Source organism: Sphingomonas citri, from assembly GCF_019429485.1.
Classification (GTDB): domain Bacteria; phylum Pseudomonadota; class Alphaproteobacteria; order Sphingomonadales; family Sphingomonadaceae; genus Sphingomonas; species Sphingomonas citri.
Map to the genome: position 1 here is coordinate 306,795 of NZ_JAHXZN010000004.1, position 16,323 is coordinate 323,117.

General features: G+C 66.7%; 11 protein-coding genes and 1 pseudogene. 3 read left to right on the plus strand and 9 right to left on the minus strand.

Features of this window, described 5'->3' with window-relative positions; translation table 11 throughout:
* Positions 1-103 precede the first annotated feature (103 nt).
* From KZ820_RS13730 to KZ820_RS13740, 3 genes are all read left to right on the plus strand, one after another.
* On the plus strand, positions 104-1,309 hold the full coding sequence (locus KZ820_RS13730) for an ABC transporter permease (RefSeq protein ID WP_219749166.1): 1,206 nt from the start codon (positions 104-106) through the stop codon (positions 1,307-1,309).
* A 44-nt stretch (positions 1,310-1,353) separates the two neighbouring features.
* Complete coding sequence (locus KZ820_RS13735) at positions 1,354-2,361, plus strand: alpha/beta hydrolase (RefSeq protein ID WP_219749167.1); 1,008 nt, start codon at positions 1,354-1,356, stop codon at positions 2,359-2,361.
* 335 nt (positions 2,362-2,696) lie between these two features.
* Positions 2,697-3,809: an FAD-dependent oxidoreductase gene (locus KZ820_RS13740; protein ID WP_219749168.1), complete on the plus strand. Its 1,113-nt coding sequence runs from the start codon at positions 2,697-2,699 to the stop codon at positions 3,807-3,809.
* Positions 3,810-3,977: 168 nt separating this feature from the next.
* Here KZ820_RS13740 and KZ820_RS13745 read toward each other — a convergent pair whose 3' ends face one another.
* From KZ820_RS13745 to KZ820_RS13780, 9 genes and pseudogenes are all read right to left on the minus strand, one after another.
* A complete protein-coding gene (locus tag KZ820_RS13745) occupies positions 3,978-6,086 on the minus strand; it encodes an alpha-L-fucosidase (RefSeq protein ID WP_219749169.1) in 2,109 nt (702 codons plus the stop codon).
* A gap of 69 nt (positions 6,087-6,155) precedes the next feature.
* Complete coding sequence (locus KZ820_RS13750) at positions 6,156-8,390, minus strand: beta-N-acetylhexosaminidase (RefSeq protein ID WP_219749170.1); 2,235 nt, start codon at positions 8,388-8,390, stop codon at positions 6,156-6,158.
* Positions 8,391-8,431: 41 nt separating this feature from the next.
* The gene (locus KZ820_RS13755) at positions 8,432-11,671 is read right to left on the minus strand and encodes a TonB-dependent receptor (protein WP_219749171.1); all 3,240 of its coding nucleotides are present in this window, start codon (positions 11,669-11,671) and stop codon (positions 8,432-8,434) included.
* Positions 11,672-11,770: 99 nt separating this feature from the next.
* On the minus strand, positions 11,771-12,712 hold the full coding sequence (locus KZ820_RS13760) for a FecR family protein (RefSeq protein ID WP_258048157.1): 942 nt from the start codon (positions 12,710-12,712) through the stop codon (positions 11,771-11,773).
* Positions 12,713-12,859: pseudogene (locus tag KZ820_RS22325) on the minus strand (FecR/PupR family sigma factor regulator); the annotation flags it as partial.
* Entirely contained in the window at positions 12,856-13,377 is a 522-nt protein-coding gene (locus tag KZ820_RS13765) for a sigma-70 family RNA polymerase sigma factor (protein WP_219749173.1), read from the minus strand. The pseudogene KZ820_RS22325 and the gene KZ820_RS13765, both read right to left, overlap by 4 nt.
* Before the next feature lie 835 nt (positions 13,378-14,212).
* The gene (locus KZ820_RS13770) at positions 14,213-15,106 is read right to left on the minus strand and encodes an alpha/beta fold hydrolase (protein ID WP_219749174.1); all 894 of its coding nucleotides are present in this window, start codon (positions 15,104-15,106) and stop codon (positions 14,213-14,215) included.
* A 281-nt stretch (positions 15,107-15,387) separates the two neighbouring features.
* Positions 15,388-15,792, minus strand: coding sequence for a YybH family protein (locus KZ820_RS13775; protein WP_219749175.1), 405 nt, complete (start codon positions 15,790-15,792; stop codon positions 15,388-15,390).
* A gap of 52 nt (positions 15,793-15,844) precedes the next feature.
* On the minus strand, positions 15,845-16,300 hold the full coding sequence (locus tag KZ820_RS13780) for a carboxymuconolactone decarboxylase family protein (protein ID WP_219749176.1): 456 nt from the start codon (positions 16,298-16,300) through the stop codon (positions 15,845-15,847).
* Positions 16,301-16,323: the final 23 nt, after the last annotated feature.

Below are 16,323 nucleotides of genomic sequence, written 5' to 3' on the forward strand. Positions count from 1 at the left end.
CTCTATCGGGCAGTGAACCTGCATGAAGGCGTGTGGCGTTGTTCGTGCCAGCGGTGTTCGCTTGGCCTTGCCGCAGCGCCATTAACCCCGCAAAGTCAGCGAGATGCTCGGCACGACGGTCCTGCTCGCAGCGCGCTCGATCCGGCGACATGCGCTCCGGTCCTTTCTGACTGTGCTCGGCATCGTCATTGGTGTCGCGGCGGTCGTAACGATGGTCACGCTCGGTGACGCGACATCAGCATCCGTGCAGAAGCAGATTGCCAATCTCGGCACGAACCTGCTCCACGTCCATCCAGGGCAAGCGATCCGGCGCGGCGGCGGTGGGCCACCTCCGGCCAGCTTCGATCCCGACGACGTCGTCGCCATAGAGCGACAGGTCAGTGGCGTCACCGGCGTGGCACCGCAGGCGCAGGCCACCTCAGCGGTCTACTACGAGGGCAACAACTGGTCGACGAGCATCTTCGGCATGGACGCGACCTACTTCGTCATTCAGCCGTGGCCGCTGAAGGCGGGGCGGGTGTTCACGCCGGCGGAGGAGAGTGCGGGTAAGGCCGTGTGCGTGATCGGCAGCACCGTCAGCAAGAATCTGTTCAAGGAGCTGGATCCGATCGGCCGACGCTTCCGCGCAGGACCGGTCAGCTGCGAGGTCATCGGCCTGTTCACCACTAAGGGGCAGGGGCAGTTCGGCGACCAAGACGATCTGGTGATCATGCCGATCAAGACCGTGGCGCGTCGCGTCCTCGGCACTAGGGACATCAAGGCGCTGCTGGTTGGTGTGGATCCGGCCTATGACACCGAGCAGATCAAGGCGTCGCTCACCGGCCTGCTGCGCGAACGCCGGCATGTGGAAGCGGGCGAGGACGACGACTTCCTCATCATCGACACGCGCCAGATCTCCGAGACGCTGTCCGGTACCACCGCCGCTCTCACTCGCATCGTCGCTGCCGTCGCGGCGATCAGCCTGGTGGTGGGCGGCATCGGTATTATGAACGTCATGCTGGTCGCCGTGACCGAGCGCACGCGCGAGATCGGCGTCCGGCTCGCGATCGGCGCCGTCGCCCGCGAGGTGCTGCTGCAATTCCTTGTCGAGGCGGTGACGCTCTCATGTCTCGGCGGGCTCGTCGGCCTGCTGCTCGCGCAGGTAGCCATCGCCGGGCTTTCCCGGCTCATGTCACTGGATTGGTCGTTCAACCCGGCAATCAACGCGCTCGCATTCGGCTTCTCGGCCATCATCGGGATCGCCTTCGGCTTCGTGCCTGCTCGTCTGGCGGCGGGACTGGACCCTATCGATGCACTTCGCCACGAGTAGTGCAGCGAAGCCGCGCCGAGTGTCACCCGCGCTAGGAGGTAACTGTGCCGAGCCTACATCGTCTCCTCAGCGCTGCCCTTGTTGTCAGCGCCGCGGCGAGTGTGAGCGCATGGGCTGAGCAGGTTGCAAGCGCACCTGCCACTACACCGCTCCCCAGGAACGAACACGAGGGCAAGTGGCTGGCGCCGAGCGGCGGCGAGCAAGTGCCGCTCTGGCCAGCGAACGTCAGCCTGGCCAAGCCCGACAGCGGTGACCGGCCGGAGGGACTGGGCAACGGCACTGGGCTGGTCGCCGGCAAGATGTGGCATTGGGCCAGCTATGTGACGCGTCCGACAATGACCGTCTATCGGCCGAAAGGGACCGGCACGCGGGCAGCCATGCTCGTCCTGCCGGGCGGCGGCTTCGAGGTCCTGGCCATGGACCTGGAGGGCACCGAGATTTGTGACTGGGTCGTGCGACAAGGCATGGTCTGCGCGGTTCTCAAGTACCGCGTACCCCAGGTTTGGCCCCGCGAGAACGGTCGGCAGGAGCGACCCAAGGTGTTGCTGGGCCTGGAAGACGCGCAGCGCGCTATGGGGCTGCTTCGGCAGAATGCCACTTCGTACGGGATTGATCCGCGCAAGGTGGGTGTGATCGGCTTCTCCGCTGGCGCGTACCTTGCTGCGAACATGAGCAACACCGAGGAGAGGACCTACCCCCTCGCTGACGCGGCGGACCGACAGTCACCACGTCCGGATTACGCCGTGGTCGCTTACACCGCGCGCATGCTTGACGACAGCAAAGGGAAGAACAGCCTCGAGCTCCGACCCTGGGTCACGATCAGCCCCAAAGCCCCACCCACGCTGATCCTGCACGCCATGAACGATCCGATGGACAAGGTCAGACAGCCGCTCGCTTATGCGTTGGCGCTCAGCGACGCAGGCGTTCCGGTCGATATGCGGATCTACGCCAGGGGCGGCCACGCTTTCGGGATGAGACCGACCGTCGACCCGATCTCAAGAGAGTGGCCTGGACAAGTCAAGCAGTGGCTACGGAATCTCGGCGTCCTCTAGAAACCCACGATGCGTGCGCAGGCGGCGTGGGGCGCCCGCTGCTCTCATTCAAGGCTTTCAGATTGTATCTTCTGAGGCCTACGGGCGGCGTGACGCACTAGATGAACCAGTGACCGGAATCAGGCGGCGCCTTCGACGGTGCGAGTGTCCGCTGTTGAGTCCTGCCCGCCAAACAGGCACTGTTGTGCGTTCGAAAAGACTGTCCTAAACGCGGATCGCTGCGAAAAACGACGGTGTGGTTGCGACCACCCTCGCGCACACGCCGGTCAACCACCGGCCAGCGGCTCCACTGATGTCGATGCGGGTACGCCCGCGGGACCAAGGAGCGCGTACACATGCGAAAAGAGGTATCGATCATTGGCGCAGGGCTCGGCGGCCTGGTGCTTGCCGGCATGTTGCATCGACACGGGATCGAGGTCGCCGTGTACGAAGGGGAAGCGTCGGTCGATGGGCGGACGCAGGGCGGTCTGCTCGATCTTCAGGAGCAGAGCGGGCAGCGAGCGCTGTACGAGTTGGGCCTTCACGACGCATTCCTGGCGCTCGTGCGGCCGGGTGAAGATGCAAAACGGGTCGTGGACTGCCAAGCCACGTTGCTGCTCGACCGTCCGGCCAATCCTGCCTCGGTCCGGCCGGAGGTCGATCGCGGCGAGCTACGCCGGATGCTGCTGGACGCCCTGTCGCCGGAGGTCGTGCGGTGGGGGCATAAGGTCTCTTCGGTTCGTACGATGGGGCGCGGTCGTCACGCGGTGGCGTTCGCGAACGGCTCGACGATCGAGACGACTCTGTTGATCGGCGCGGACGGCGCCTGGTCGCGGGTACGCCCGCTCCTTACCGATGCCAGCCCCGTTTTTACCGGCACCAGCTTTCTCGAGCTGCACCTCGCTCCCGACGACCCGCGCGCGCATGTTGCTGCGGCAGTGATCGGGTCGGGTACGCTGATGGCGGTTGCACCCGGCCAGGGGATCCTGGCCCATCGCAACGCCGACGGCAGCATCCACACCTACGTCGCGGTGAACCGGCCCGAGGCTTTTGCAAGCGCGGACGCGCTGATCGCGACCGAACGCGTGGCGGCTCTCTTCAACGGGTGGGCGCCGTCACTTCGCGCGCTCATCGCCGAAAGCGACGGCGTGCCTATCATCCGCCCCATCTATGCGCTGCCCCCGTCGCTGAAGTGGCGGCGGGTGCCAGGGGTGACATTGCTCGGCGACGCAGCCCACCTCATGTCACCGTTCGCCGGCGAGGGCGCCAACCTGGCCATGTTCGATGGCGCCGAACTCGCGCGCGCCTTGATAAGCCATCCTGGTGACCATGAAGCTGCCCTCGCCACCTATGAGGTGCAGCTGTTCGCCCGCAGCCACCCGGTCGCGCATCTCAGTGCGAGCAACCTCGCTCGCTTCTTTGGGCCCGACGCGCCGGCGAGCGTGGTGGACCTGTTCGCGAACCGATGAACGGATGTCCGCTTCCGGAGAGCGATGATGTTGCGCTGAACAGCCGCTCTTGGGTCCTCGGCATGCGAGGGGGTAGGGCCACAAGCAGCGCATACTGTTGCCGATGACGCGTATCGCGTGGTGGAGGTGGTGGAGACGGTCTTCTGAGCGTCGCCACCGGGCGGCGGCTCAGCGCGTCAGGATGCCGATCTCCGCTATCGCCAACCGTTGCTCACCCTTGGCGGTGCGTGTGAAGGCGATCTCAACATAGCGACCGCCAAGCGGGCGGGCGAAGGCGAGCCGCTGTGGGGCCTGATTGGCGGCGATGTTGCTGAACTCGCCGCGCTCCTGCGGCGGCCCCGTCAACGCGGGATCGTCGCCGACCCGCACCGTCCAGGCGGCGGGATCACCCGCGCCCTGCGGCGCGTGCCAGCCGGGCTTTAGCACGAAGCCCCGCAAATCGACGCTTCGGCCGAGATCGATCGTCACCGAACAGGGGCGACCGTCGGGGCCGATCAGCGGGGCAATCCAGTCGGTGCGGTTCAGCTCGTCGATCAGCCGCTCCGCCGCGGGGGCGCTGGCACGGACGATCTTCCAATCGCTCTTGCGGATGTCGAAGCTCTGGCGACGGATTGTGCTAAGCGCGCGGGTGGCACGGTGAATGCCGATCGCCTGCACCACGCCGCCGTCGGGGAAGGCGAAGGGCGCGGTGTAGCGTGACGACGCGAGCGTCGGTGCGCTGCCGTCGGTGGTGAACGCGATCTCCTGCCCCGGCGCGTCGCTGGTCAGCGTGACCATGCCGTCGCGGTCGCGCACGATATGCGGCGGTTCAAGGAGCAGAGGGGATAAATAAAGGCCAAGCTCAGTGATCGCGGGCGTGTCGCCGGCCGCCACGATCCGTAACCGGACGCCGCGGGTAGTGACTGGCGCGTCGAGCCGGATCACGCGCTGCGATCCGATCCCTTCCTTGCTGACGACCTCGACCCACCCGCCGGCGCGCTGCACGTCGATCGCAAATCGGTCGACGCGTAGCCCGAGCGGCAGATGCTCGGCGAGCCGCACCACGTCAAAGGTCCGCTCGCCGCCGAGATCGAGCGTCAGCGTCGGCACCGCCGCGCCGTCTCGGCTCGCCCAGAAGCTGGCGGGATCGCCATCGAGCACGTTCGCCGCCGGATGACCGGGCCGCGCGCTGCTGGCGACCGGTCGCGCGCCTCCGGCGAGATTGGTGACATACATCCGGCGCAGCGCCGCGCCGAAGGCGGTGAGGTTGCCGACATCCTCGTCGGTGACCAGCCCGCGCGTATCGGGCGCGAGATTGAGCAACAGCCCGGCACTGCGCCCGACCGTCTCAAAGTAGATTCTCATCAGATTGGCGGGGCTGCGGCTCTGCCCGTCCTCATAGGCGTGCCAGAACCAGCCGTAGCGAGTCGAGACATCGGCCTCGGCGGGCCACCAGACCGAGCCGCCGCGCACGCCCGTATTGCCCTTTTCGGGGGTGAAGCCCTGATCGTCCATTGTCGCCCAGCATGGGTCGCCGGCCTCACCCTCCTCGTTGCCGACCCAGCGCAAATCGGCGCCTACCGGATCGAAGGTGCACGCCATCGGCTGAAGTTCGTGGACATAGTCGATGATCGACGGCCAGTTGTAATAGGGTACGGCGTCGATCTTCCGCGTCTCGCGCGCGCCACCATAATAGCCGTCGCCGCCGTTGGCGCCATCAAAGAAGACCTCGTAGATCGGTCCGTAATTCGTCAGCAGTTCGCGAAGCTGGTTGCGGAAGAAGGTGATATATTCGGGCCGCCCGTAGCCGGCGTGATTGCGGTCCCACGGCGACAGATAGATGCCGAACTTGAGTCCGTGCCGGCGACAGGCCGCGGACAGCTCGCCGACGATGTCGCCCTTGCCGTCTTTGTACGGGCTGTTCTTTAGGCTGTGCTCGGTATAGGCGCTCGGCCACAGGCAGAAGCCGTCGTGATGCTTGGCGGTGATGATGAGCCCGCGCAGCTCGGCGGCCTTTGCCGCACCGACGATCTGGTCGGCGTCGAACTGCTTCGGATCGAAGATCGCCGGATCCTCGTCGCCATAGCCCCATTCGCGATCAGTGAAGGTGTTGATCGTGAAGTGGACGAAGGCGTTCTGCTCCAGCCGGTGCCATGCCAGCTGTCGCGCCGAGGGCGTCGCGCCATACGGGACCAGCTTCGAGGCGGACGGCGCGGCGAGCGCCGAGGCGGGAAAGGACAGGCCGGCGGCGGCACCGGCGATCACGCCGCGCCGCGACAGATGGGGGAGAGAGGTCACCGTGGCTCCTTTGGGGTCAGTCGCACCGTATCGATGCCGTAGAGCGGCCGCCGACCGGCGGCGCGATCGTCAGGCACAAGTCCGCCTGCGCGGTCGTCGATGCCAGCGGCGCGTCGAGCGTGAAGCGGTTCGGCGCGATGGCGGGATCGGGCAGCGGCAGCGCGGCGAGCACCGCGCCGGCGCAGTTGCCGCATGGATCAGCAATGTGCCGAATCTGGTTGGGTTATAGCGCCACACCACCTGCTCGCGCTGCGGCTGACGGAGCGCGAAATTGCGCGGGAGCCGCCCGATCGTCACGCTGATTGCGCTCACCTGATCGAGCGGGGCGTCGGGGTTACGCCAGCAACTGTCGAAGATGTTCATGCTGTGCGCCGGTCCGGCGGTCGCGTCAGGCGAGAGCGGGAGGCGCAGCAGGATGCCGGGGGTGGTGGTGCACGGCGGCAGCGCGGCGCTGGTGCGGGTCAGCAGCGCCGCGGGGGCGGCGTCGAATCGGCGCGGCGCGGCGAACGCGCGACCGTCCGGGGCGATGGTCGTCGCGCGGATGACGCTGCCCGGTGCGACCGTCAGCGACGTGGCATAGGCGGGGGAGGTGGCGGTGGGGGCGCTGCCGTCGGTCGTGTAGCGGATCGTGTCATAGGCAGCCTGCCGGGTCAGCGCGACCGTGACGCGTTTCGCGCGCAACGCCGCGCCGACGTCGCCCGTCACCGCGAAATCGACCGCGAAGGCGGAGTCCGCGTCGGCGATGCCTTGCCGGCGATAGCGGTCGAGCTGCGGATCGAGCCGGGTGAGGAACGCCGGCCAGTCACGCGACGCCTTTGGCGACCACGCCAGCTCCGCCAGCGCGGCGAGGCGCGGGAACAGAGCATGTTCGCGCTGTTCGGGAGTGACCATATATTCGGCCCAGAGATTGGCCTGTGCGCCGAGCACATGCTGCGCGCGGGCGGGCGCGATCGCGGCGGGCAGCGGATCATAGGCATAGACGTCGGCGAGCGTCTGGATCTTCAGCCGGCCGGGCGGCTCGTCGCCGTGTGCGCTTTGCAGATTGTCGAGATAGAGCACCGGGCCGGGCGACAGCACCACGTCATGCCCCATGTTCGCTGCCTCGATCGCGCCGGCCTCGCCGCGCCACGACATCACCGAGGCGGAGGCGGGCAACCCGCCCTCGAGGATCTCGTCCCAGCCGATCAGCCGCCGGTCGTGTCGGGCGAGATGGTCGCCCAATCGCCCGATGAACCAGCTTTGCAGCCGCTGTTCGTCGGCGATGCCGAGCGCGCGCATCTGCGCCTGTACCGTCGCCGATGCCTGCCACTGGTCCTTGAGCGCCTCGTCGCCGCCGATATGGATAAGGGGCGAGGGGAAGATCGCCATCAGTTCGTCGAGCACGTTGCGGACGAAGGTCAGGCTGCGCGCGTTGGTGCCGAACAGATAGGGGTTGATCCCCCAGTCGCCCGACACCGGCGGACGGTCGCCGAGCACGCCGATCTCGGGATAGGCGGCGATCGCGGCCTGCGCATGGCCGGGCAGGTCGATCTCGGGGACGATCGTCACCGCGCGCGCCGCGGCATAAGCGACCAAGGCGCGCAGCTGGTCCTGCGTGTAGAAGCCGCCATATCGGCCGGGCGGTGCCCCGTCGTTGGGCGTCGTCGAGGCGCGCCACGCGCCTTTCCGGGTCAGTTCGGGATAGCGTTTGATCTCGATCCGCCAGCCCTGATCGTCGGTCAGGTGCAGTTGCAGCTTGTTGAGCTTGTGCTGCGCCATCATGTCGATGACGCGCTCGATCGCGGCGACCGGCTGCATGTGGCGCGCGACATCGAGCATCACGCCGCGCCACGCGAAGCGCGGGCGGTCGTCGATCACTATCGCGGGAACGGCGACCGCGTCGCCGAAGCGCGCGTCGGGCGCGAGCAATTGCGCGAGCGTCATCGCGCCGTAGAAGAGCCCGGCGTCGCTGGCCGCGGTGATGCGGATTCCGGCGGGGGTGACGTCTAGCCGGTAATGTTCGTCGCCGGCGGTTGCCTTGCCGGCGCGGACGAAGCGGATCGCACCCGCGCCGCGGTCGGCGACGCGCAGGCGCAGGCCGCGGGTGCGGGCGACGATCTCGATCGCGCGCGCTGCGGCGTTGCGCGCGGCGGCGTCGCGGCCCGGCACGACGATCGTCGCGCCATTCTCGACCCGGAACGTGCCGGTGCCCGGCGTGACCGCGGCCGGGACCGGCAACACCGCCGCCAGCGGCGCGGCGGCGGCGGGGGCGGCGACCAGCAGCGTCGCGGCAAGTGCCGCGCGCCCCAAGAGATGGCCGGTCATCATTCGCCCTCCCGATCGTGGCGGCGCCGCCCGCGCAGGGGTCAGAACCGCGTCGTCGCCGACACGGAGATCATCCGCCCCAGCGTGTCGTACCGCTGCGGGATCGTATTGCCGCGCGACAGCGCATAGTCATAGGTGTTGGTGAGGATCGGCTGCTGCCGGTCGAACAGATTGTTGACCGCCGCGGTCAGCGTCAGCCCGTCGGCGATGTTGAACGCCAAAGCGAGGTCGAAGTAATTGTACGCCGGGATGCGCGTGAAGTCGGTGACGGCGGTCTCCGGCTTCGAGTTCGGGCCGCCATTCTGCCCGGCGGTCGTGCCGGCGATATAGCGCCACGCCAGCGAGGCGCTGAACACCTCGTCCTGCGTCGTATAAGTGGCGCGGGCATTGTGGACCCAGCGCGGCGCGGGCTGCGGGCACGAGCCGCCGAAATAGCCGACGCAATTGATGCGCGGCTGGTTGACCGCGGCCTGTCCGCCCTGATCGGTGGTCAGGGTGCCGTTCATCAGCAGGTCGAGCTTGCCCGCTTTCTCGCCGAAGCGCAGCGAATATTGCGCCTGGAAGTCGTAGCCCTCGGCATAAAGGCGATAGGCGTTGAGGTTGCCGCCCTGGATATAGCCGCCCGCGGTGCCGGTGCTGGTGAGCTGATAGGTGGTCGGGTCGCGCACCAGCCGCGTGCAATAATAGGGATCGCCGGTGATGACGCAGCCGTCGACCGCGAAGCTGGCGCCGAGGTAGCTGATCACGTCGTTGACTTGAATCTTATAGCGGTCGACCGATAGGCTGAACCGCGGCAGGAAGCGCGGCGTCAGTACGAACCCGTAGGTGGTGGTGCGGGCGTCTTCGGGGACGATCGGGGTGCCGTTGTTGCGCTGGCGGCAGACGTCGTCGACGCAGCGGATGCTGCCGGGAACGCCGGCGGCAAGGCCGTTGCCGTAGAGATTGTCGGGCAGCCCGGTCAGCCGGCACGCCTCGCGGCTGGCGAGTGGCGCGACGCCGTTGACGCTGGCGCACGGGTCGACGATCGTCGCATTCTGGTAGCTGATCGTCTGGTTGGCCTCGCGCAGCCCCGGCGCGCGCGCGGCGCGGTTGCGGCCGAAGCGGAAGGTGATGTCCTCGGTGGGCGAATAAACCGCCTCGATCTTCCAGGTGTTGAAGGTTTCGGGATTGGTGCTGTACTTGGACAGGCGATAGCCGCCGTTCACCTGCAACAGCTTGATGAGCGATACGTCCTGCACCAGCGGCAGCTGCGCCTCGACGTTGCCCTCCACCACGTCCTGTTCGGCGAAGCGGTCGGCGACGCCACCATAGACCTCGATGAAGCGCGCGTTCTGGAGCCCGCGTTCCTGCTGCTTGCGATATTCGGCGCCGATCGCAATCGCGAGCCCCTGCTCGGCGAGCGGCGAGCGGATGCCGTAGCGGGTCAGGTCGGTGGTGAGGTTGGCGGTGACGTCGTAGAATTTGGCGCGCAGGTCGCTGTTGCCTAGCCCCTCGTTGAACAGATAGTTGCTCAGCGCGGCGCTGCCAGAATTGTTCGCGACGAAGACGTTGAGCGGGACGCATGCCGGATCGCTGCCGTCGAGCACCGAGCGGCAGGTTGGCACGCCGCCGACGTTGACGACATCGAGCGCGCGGTTGACGTGCGCGGTGACCGGGTTGCCGCCCGGCTGCCACAATTGCCGGCTCTCGTCGTAGACGCCGCCGATGTCGTAGCGCCAGCCCTCCGCGATCTCGCCGCGCACCGAGGCGTTGATACGCGTCTGCGTGTTGGTGAATGTCTCCTTGTCGCGGTCGCCGGCCAGCCCCGGAAAGCCATATTGCACGCCGAGCGGGGCGAAGGCCGTCGTCCCGGCGGCGGCGCCGCAGATCGTCTGCGCCTGCGACGCGGACAGGAAGGGATTGTCGCAATTCACCCGGTAGCTGCCCTGCACGTACGGGCCGTAGAGCAGGTTGGCAGACTTATCGCGCAGGTACATGACGCCGAGGGAGAATTCGGCGGCCGACGACGCCTTGAAGTTGATGAACCCGCCGGCGTTGTAGCGCTCGTAGCCGCGCGCGGCGAGCCGGTCGCCCTGATTGGGGTAGCCGGGGATCGTCGCGGCGGGCGCGAAGGTGCCGGGGCTGCCGGTGACGTTCGAGTAATTGACGCCGTTGGCGGTCAGCGTGCCGTTGGGCGAGGCCGCGGTGACGCCGCAGATCAGGTTGTTGACGCGCAGCGGATTGCCCGTGTCGCGGCGCAGCTGGCAGCCAGAGGCGTCGCGGTCGCGGAACAGGATGCCGTCGGCGGTGCGATAGGTGCCGTAGACCGAGACGTTGAGCCGGTCGTCGAGGAAATTGTGGCCCCAGGTCGCGCTGAGATCGGCGCGCCCGCCGTCGTTGGTCATCCCGGTCGGCGTGGTGATCCCGTAGCGCGCGGCGACAGCCGTCGAAACGTTCGTGCGGTTGTTATGGTTGTAGAAGCTGTAATTGGCCGAAAGCTGCAGCCCGGTGAAATTGCGTTTGATGATATAATTGACGACGCCCGCGATCGCATCGGAGCCATAGACCGACGACGCGCCCCCGGTCAGCACGTCGACGCGTTCGACCAGCGACACGGGGATCAGGTTGGTGTCCACCGACTCCGTTCCCGCAATCCGCTGCCCGTTGATGAGGGACAGCGTGCGGTTGAAGTCGAGCCCGCGCAGCTTGACGCCGCGCTGCTGGCCGTTGCTCTGCTGGTAGTTCTGCTGCGCATCGGGCTGGACCTGCCCGAGCCGGTTGGTCACTTCTTCGAGGTTGACCGCGCCCTGCGCCTTGATCTCCGACGCAGTGACGGTGGTGATTGGGCTGGCGGACTTCAGGTTCGGGCGGACGATGCGCGTGCCAGTGACGACGATGTCGACCGCACCGGCCGGCTCCCGCGCGGCCGGCTCGCCCGCGATCGCCGCGGCGCGCGCCGGCTCGCCCTGGTCGATCTGTCCGAACGTGCTAAGCGCGGCGGGGGAGGGCGCGGCCGCCTGCGCGCTGACCACGAACACGCCTTGCTGGGTGCGCGAGGCGGCGAAGCCGCTGTTGCGGAGCAATTGTGTAAGCGCGGTGCCGACCGGCATCGTGCCGGACACGGCCGGGGCGCTACGCGACGCGAGCCGCGCCTCGTCGAAGACGATCTGGATATGCGCCTGCTGCGCCAGCGTGCGCAGCGCCTGCGCGAGCGGTTGCGGGCGAACGTCGATCGGCACGGCGTTCTGTTGCGCCTGTGCGGAGGACGCCGCGATCAGCAGCGCCGCTGACAGCGCCAGCAAGCTCGACCGCCCGCCGATGATACCAAATCCACTCCTGCCGGTCATACCGCCCCCAACTTATTCGGTTACCGGAATATGACGTGCAGCGATGCAGAACACTCAGCGCAGCGCGGAACTTTCTAGTGTTCCTGTCGTGCCCGGCAGGTTTCGAGCGGATTTGGTATGGTCGTCGCGGCGCGGCGCCAGCAGGATGTCGCGCTCCGACACGACCGCCGTCAACGGGAAGGCCGCGACCACGCCCTGCACGAACGCATCGGTGTCGCCGGTGTTGAACACACCACTAACCCGCACATCGGCCGCCTGCGGCGCGACGGCGATCGGCTTGCCGACATTGTAGCGGTTCACGCGCTGGACGGCGATCGTCAGCGGCTCGTTCGCAAATGACAGCTGTCCGCTGCCCGGTCGATCGCCGACCAAGGCGGATCGCAAGAGTGCGTCCGGTACGCCCTCGGACAGGATGAGTTCGTGGCCCGGCGTTAGCGCCTGCTCCGCGGGTTCGCGTCCGCTTGCGATCCGGGCGAGCTGGGCGGCGAAACCTCGGCCGCGACCGCGGAGTACCGCAACATGGCCTTCGTACAGCGCCACCCGCATCTCGCGCGACAATCGCTCGACCGAAAAGGCGGTGCCGACCGCCACGACCACGCTATCGCCGCTTGTCACCGCGAAGGGGCGAAGAGGGTTCTTCGCCACCTTGAAACTGGCGCGACCGCGTTCGAGTGTCAGATCGCGTCGGTCGTCGCTAAACCGAACGCGTACTGCGCTGTCGGCATCTAGCACCATCGTCGACCCGTCGGCGAGCACTACGGCGCGTTGTTCGCCGACGCGGGTCTCGTACAGCGTCGCGCGATCGCGCAGCAGCAGCGTGACACCGACCGCGAGTAACAGCGCCGCGGCCAATGACAGCCACGGCGCGACGTGCCGACGCGGCGAGGACCAGCGCCGCCGCCCCGCCGCCTGTGCCGCCGCCAGCGCCTGCTGCCGCAGCGGCAGCAGTTCGGGAGCGTGCGCGTCGAGCGCGATCCCGTCCCACAGCCGCCGCATTCGCGCGAACCGCTCGCGATGAGCCGGATCCTCCGCCAGCCAGGCGTCGAGTGCCTGCTGCTCGGCGGCGCTCGGCTCGCCCTCGTGGAGACGCAGGCACCAGGCGATCGCTTGATCCTCGACGTTCTGAGCGCGCTCGGTACTCATCGCTCGCCTCCCGCGTCGCGCAACAGCGTTCGCATCGCAGTGGCGATATGCTTCTCCACTGCGCTGACTGACACGCCGAACGTGTCCGCGATCTCCTTCCGCGCCATGCCTTCGAGACGATACAGGATGAAGATGTGACGGGTCCGTTCCGGAAGGGTGGCGAGCACCGCGGCGACCCGGCCGACGCTCTCGCGCGCCTCTAGGAAGCGCGCTGCGTCGAGCTGGTCGACTTCGGCGTCGCGTGCCGGATCGTCCTGACGATGATAGCGCGAGCGCACCGTCTCGCGACGATAATGGTCATTAACCAAATTGGCGGCGATGCGGAAGATATAGGCTTCTGGATTTTCGATGACGTGCGGCGGCCCGGCGGCGAGTCGGCAGAACAGGTCCTGGGTCAGATCCTCCGCCTGCGACGAATCGCGCAAGCGCCGCTGGAAAAACGCGATCAACGCAGGACGCAGCCGGCCGGACAGCGCCGCTAGGTCCCCGGTCAGGGCCCTTCGTTGGTGTCCATTCATTCGCATGGTGATTAGACGGATGGACGGGCGAAAGACACAGCGGCAGCAGGTAATACTTTCGGGAGCCCCTTACGATAGCACCTGGGAGCTTGAATGAAACGCCTCTAGAAAGTGAACGATCGGCTTCGGGAGGTGGGCGGGCCGCCCCGAAACGAGCGGTTTTGGGTCTTTGGCACGACGGGGGAGGTGGCCGCAGCGCCCATTTGCAGCCCTATTGAGGTCGGCTACACAGCGAGTAATGCCATTTGAGCTCATAAAGAGGACCTTGAGCCGCTGGATAAATCAACAAGCTTCGGCGCTTTGGCAGCTGTCCAGGCGACAATCAGCTGGCGAGCGTTTCGCAGGGCACGCCAAGTCGGACCGAGTCGAAGCCAAATTTTTCCTGCTTGCAATGGCGCCCATGCTGCCCTGGGTAGCCTCAGATATGATGGGATGGCATCGCGGGCATCTCTGGATGTCTTGGATGTGTCTTTCCGTCGTTTGGGCAGTGTGCATCTGCGGGTTGATGTTGGCCGGCCTTTGGCGCGCGTTTCGGCGCTCTCTTCAGGATCGGCGGAACGGCAGCTAACCTGCCAATCAGGCCAGCCGGACAGTTGCGCGGAACGCCCGGGCGGATCGAGCGGCGAGATGAACGAGCGACCGGAGTTGGAAGGCGGGGAGGGCCATCTAAGTGGCTGTTTCGGGGTCTCGTCACCAAGAGCGAGGTACTGCGCTGCCATTCAAACGGGTACGATCGGCGGAAGCAGACGTCATTGATGCCGGCCCGCATCGCCGAGTTGCGTTCCTCTGAGGACTAGTTCCCAGCACAAACATGGCGGAGCAACGATCCTCTCCCTCATGGTCTGCTTGCATGCCCACGAACGGCAGCGATACCTCGCAGGATGCCATCGACGACGAAGGCGGGCGCTTCATGCGGAAGGCCGTGGCCCGCTCGCTCTGCAACAAACTGATGTGCATTCGAGGAGAGCGAGAGGAAGTGCCGCTGCATTCGCTGCGTCGCATCTTCAAGACGGACCGCTATCGGTTCAGATAAGCCGGGCACCATGCGAAAGCGTGGGCTATGCGTCAGAACGATCACCGGTTTGGCGCCGAGCGAGGTGAGCTGGTGCGCCGCGGCGGCGCTCGCCTTCATGTCGAGATGCTCTTCGTTCTTGCTCGGATCCGCCTGGGCGCTGGTGAGGAACGATCGTGCCTCCGTCACGGCCGGTTCTTCACCCGGCGCGGGGGCGGGCAGAAGGGTCAGCCAGGTCGAGAACTGGTCGGGATGGGTTGTCGACACCAGCACTAATCCGGCGGTGTCAGACGGGTAGCGCGCCGCAAACACTTGGGCGTGTAGCCCGCCTATCGAATGACCAACGAGCAGGTATGGCCCCTTTACCTGTGCCGCTAACAACGCGGCATGCAGGTCGCGAGCGGCATCCAGGCTGGAGCGGGGACCTGGCGGCGCCGCATCGCTTTGCCCAATACCGGCCCGATCATACAGGCAGACCCGGGTAACCGGCTCGACCTGCGCCGCGATGGCCCGCCATCCCGCGTCTTCGACAGGCGCTGTTCCCAGGCCTGCATCGATCACCACCGTCGGCCTTCCTGCGCCCTTGCAGGAGAGGCGGATGAAACGCCCGCCCACATCGAAGCGTCCATTGACCGGCCTATGCTGCGACTCAGTCACCGCGCCGGACGCGCCGACGGCGACGCAGGACAACAGCGTTGCAGCGAACAGTGCACGCACCCCAGCCTCCCGGTCAGGAGAGACGATGTAAGCCGGCTCGCGCACGCATCGCAATGATTGCTGGAGAGCTGACCTTCCGAAAGCCGTCAAGCGATCCGCTCGAAGTCGGGAACACGGCTACGGGCGCGCAAATCCCCGTGTTCGCGAGCGCCCAAGGTGAATGGAGCGTCCGCAGTCGATCGGCGGGCAGGACTCCCAGCCTGGCCGGTTCCTGGGTCTACCAGCAATGCAGATGACCTGACGAGTTACGCGTGTCCAATCACCTGCTGCCTGGTCCGAGATCAGGCTAGCTGTCGCACCTGTGTGCCGAACGGATTGTCGATGATGTAACGCCAGTAGCCGTCCGCACCGCGCCGGGCGATGTCGTTGGACGTCGCGACTAGGTGGAAGTCCTCTCCCGACGGTGTCTTGCCGACGATGTTCCAGTCGAGAATCAGCGAGGCGATCGTGTCGGCCACGAAGACGTGTCGGGCGATGATCACCATCGGTAGCTGCACCGCATAGTATTTCAGCAACTCCCCGCGGATCGCGGGGATGCCGCGCTGCGGCTCGCCGCTGGCGCTGACGAGGATGGCGTCCGGTTCGTAGAAGCCGCACATCACATCGACATCCATCGAGTTGAAATGTTGGAGCAGGGAGGAAACGATCCCCTCAGGGGTACGGGAAAGCTCGGGCTGTGCAGCCATGGGTCAAGGTCCTGTGCTGGTTCGGCGAACGCGTGGGTCGATCCGGGGCGGATCAGGGTTGCGCCTTGACTGGCAGTCGGAATGGAGCGCCTAGGCGATTGAAGGCGTTCATCGCCGCGACCGCGATCGTGAGGTCGACGAGATCCTTTGGCGCGAACGCAGCGGCGGCAGCCGCGTAGGCCGCGTCCGAGGCATGGGTCTCGCTCACCCGCGTCACTTCCTCGGCCCAGGCCAGCGCGGCGCGGTACTGATCCGGGAACAAATGCGGCACCTCTGCCCATACCGGTAGCAGCGTGACCTTGTCTGCCGGCATGGTCTTGAGCAGGTCGCGGGTGTGCAGGTCGATGCAATGGGCGCACCCGTTGATCTGCGACACTCGCAGGAACACGAGGTGGATCATCTCCTCAGGCAGGGTCGTGCCCGTGGTGACGTAATGGTGTACGCCAAAGAAAGCCTTGGCACCCTGAGGTGCGACCTCGTGCCAGACTAGCCGCTTGCTTTCCGTCATGATGGTGTCCTTTGCTTCGGGCG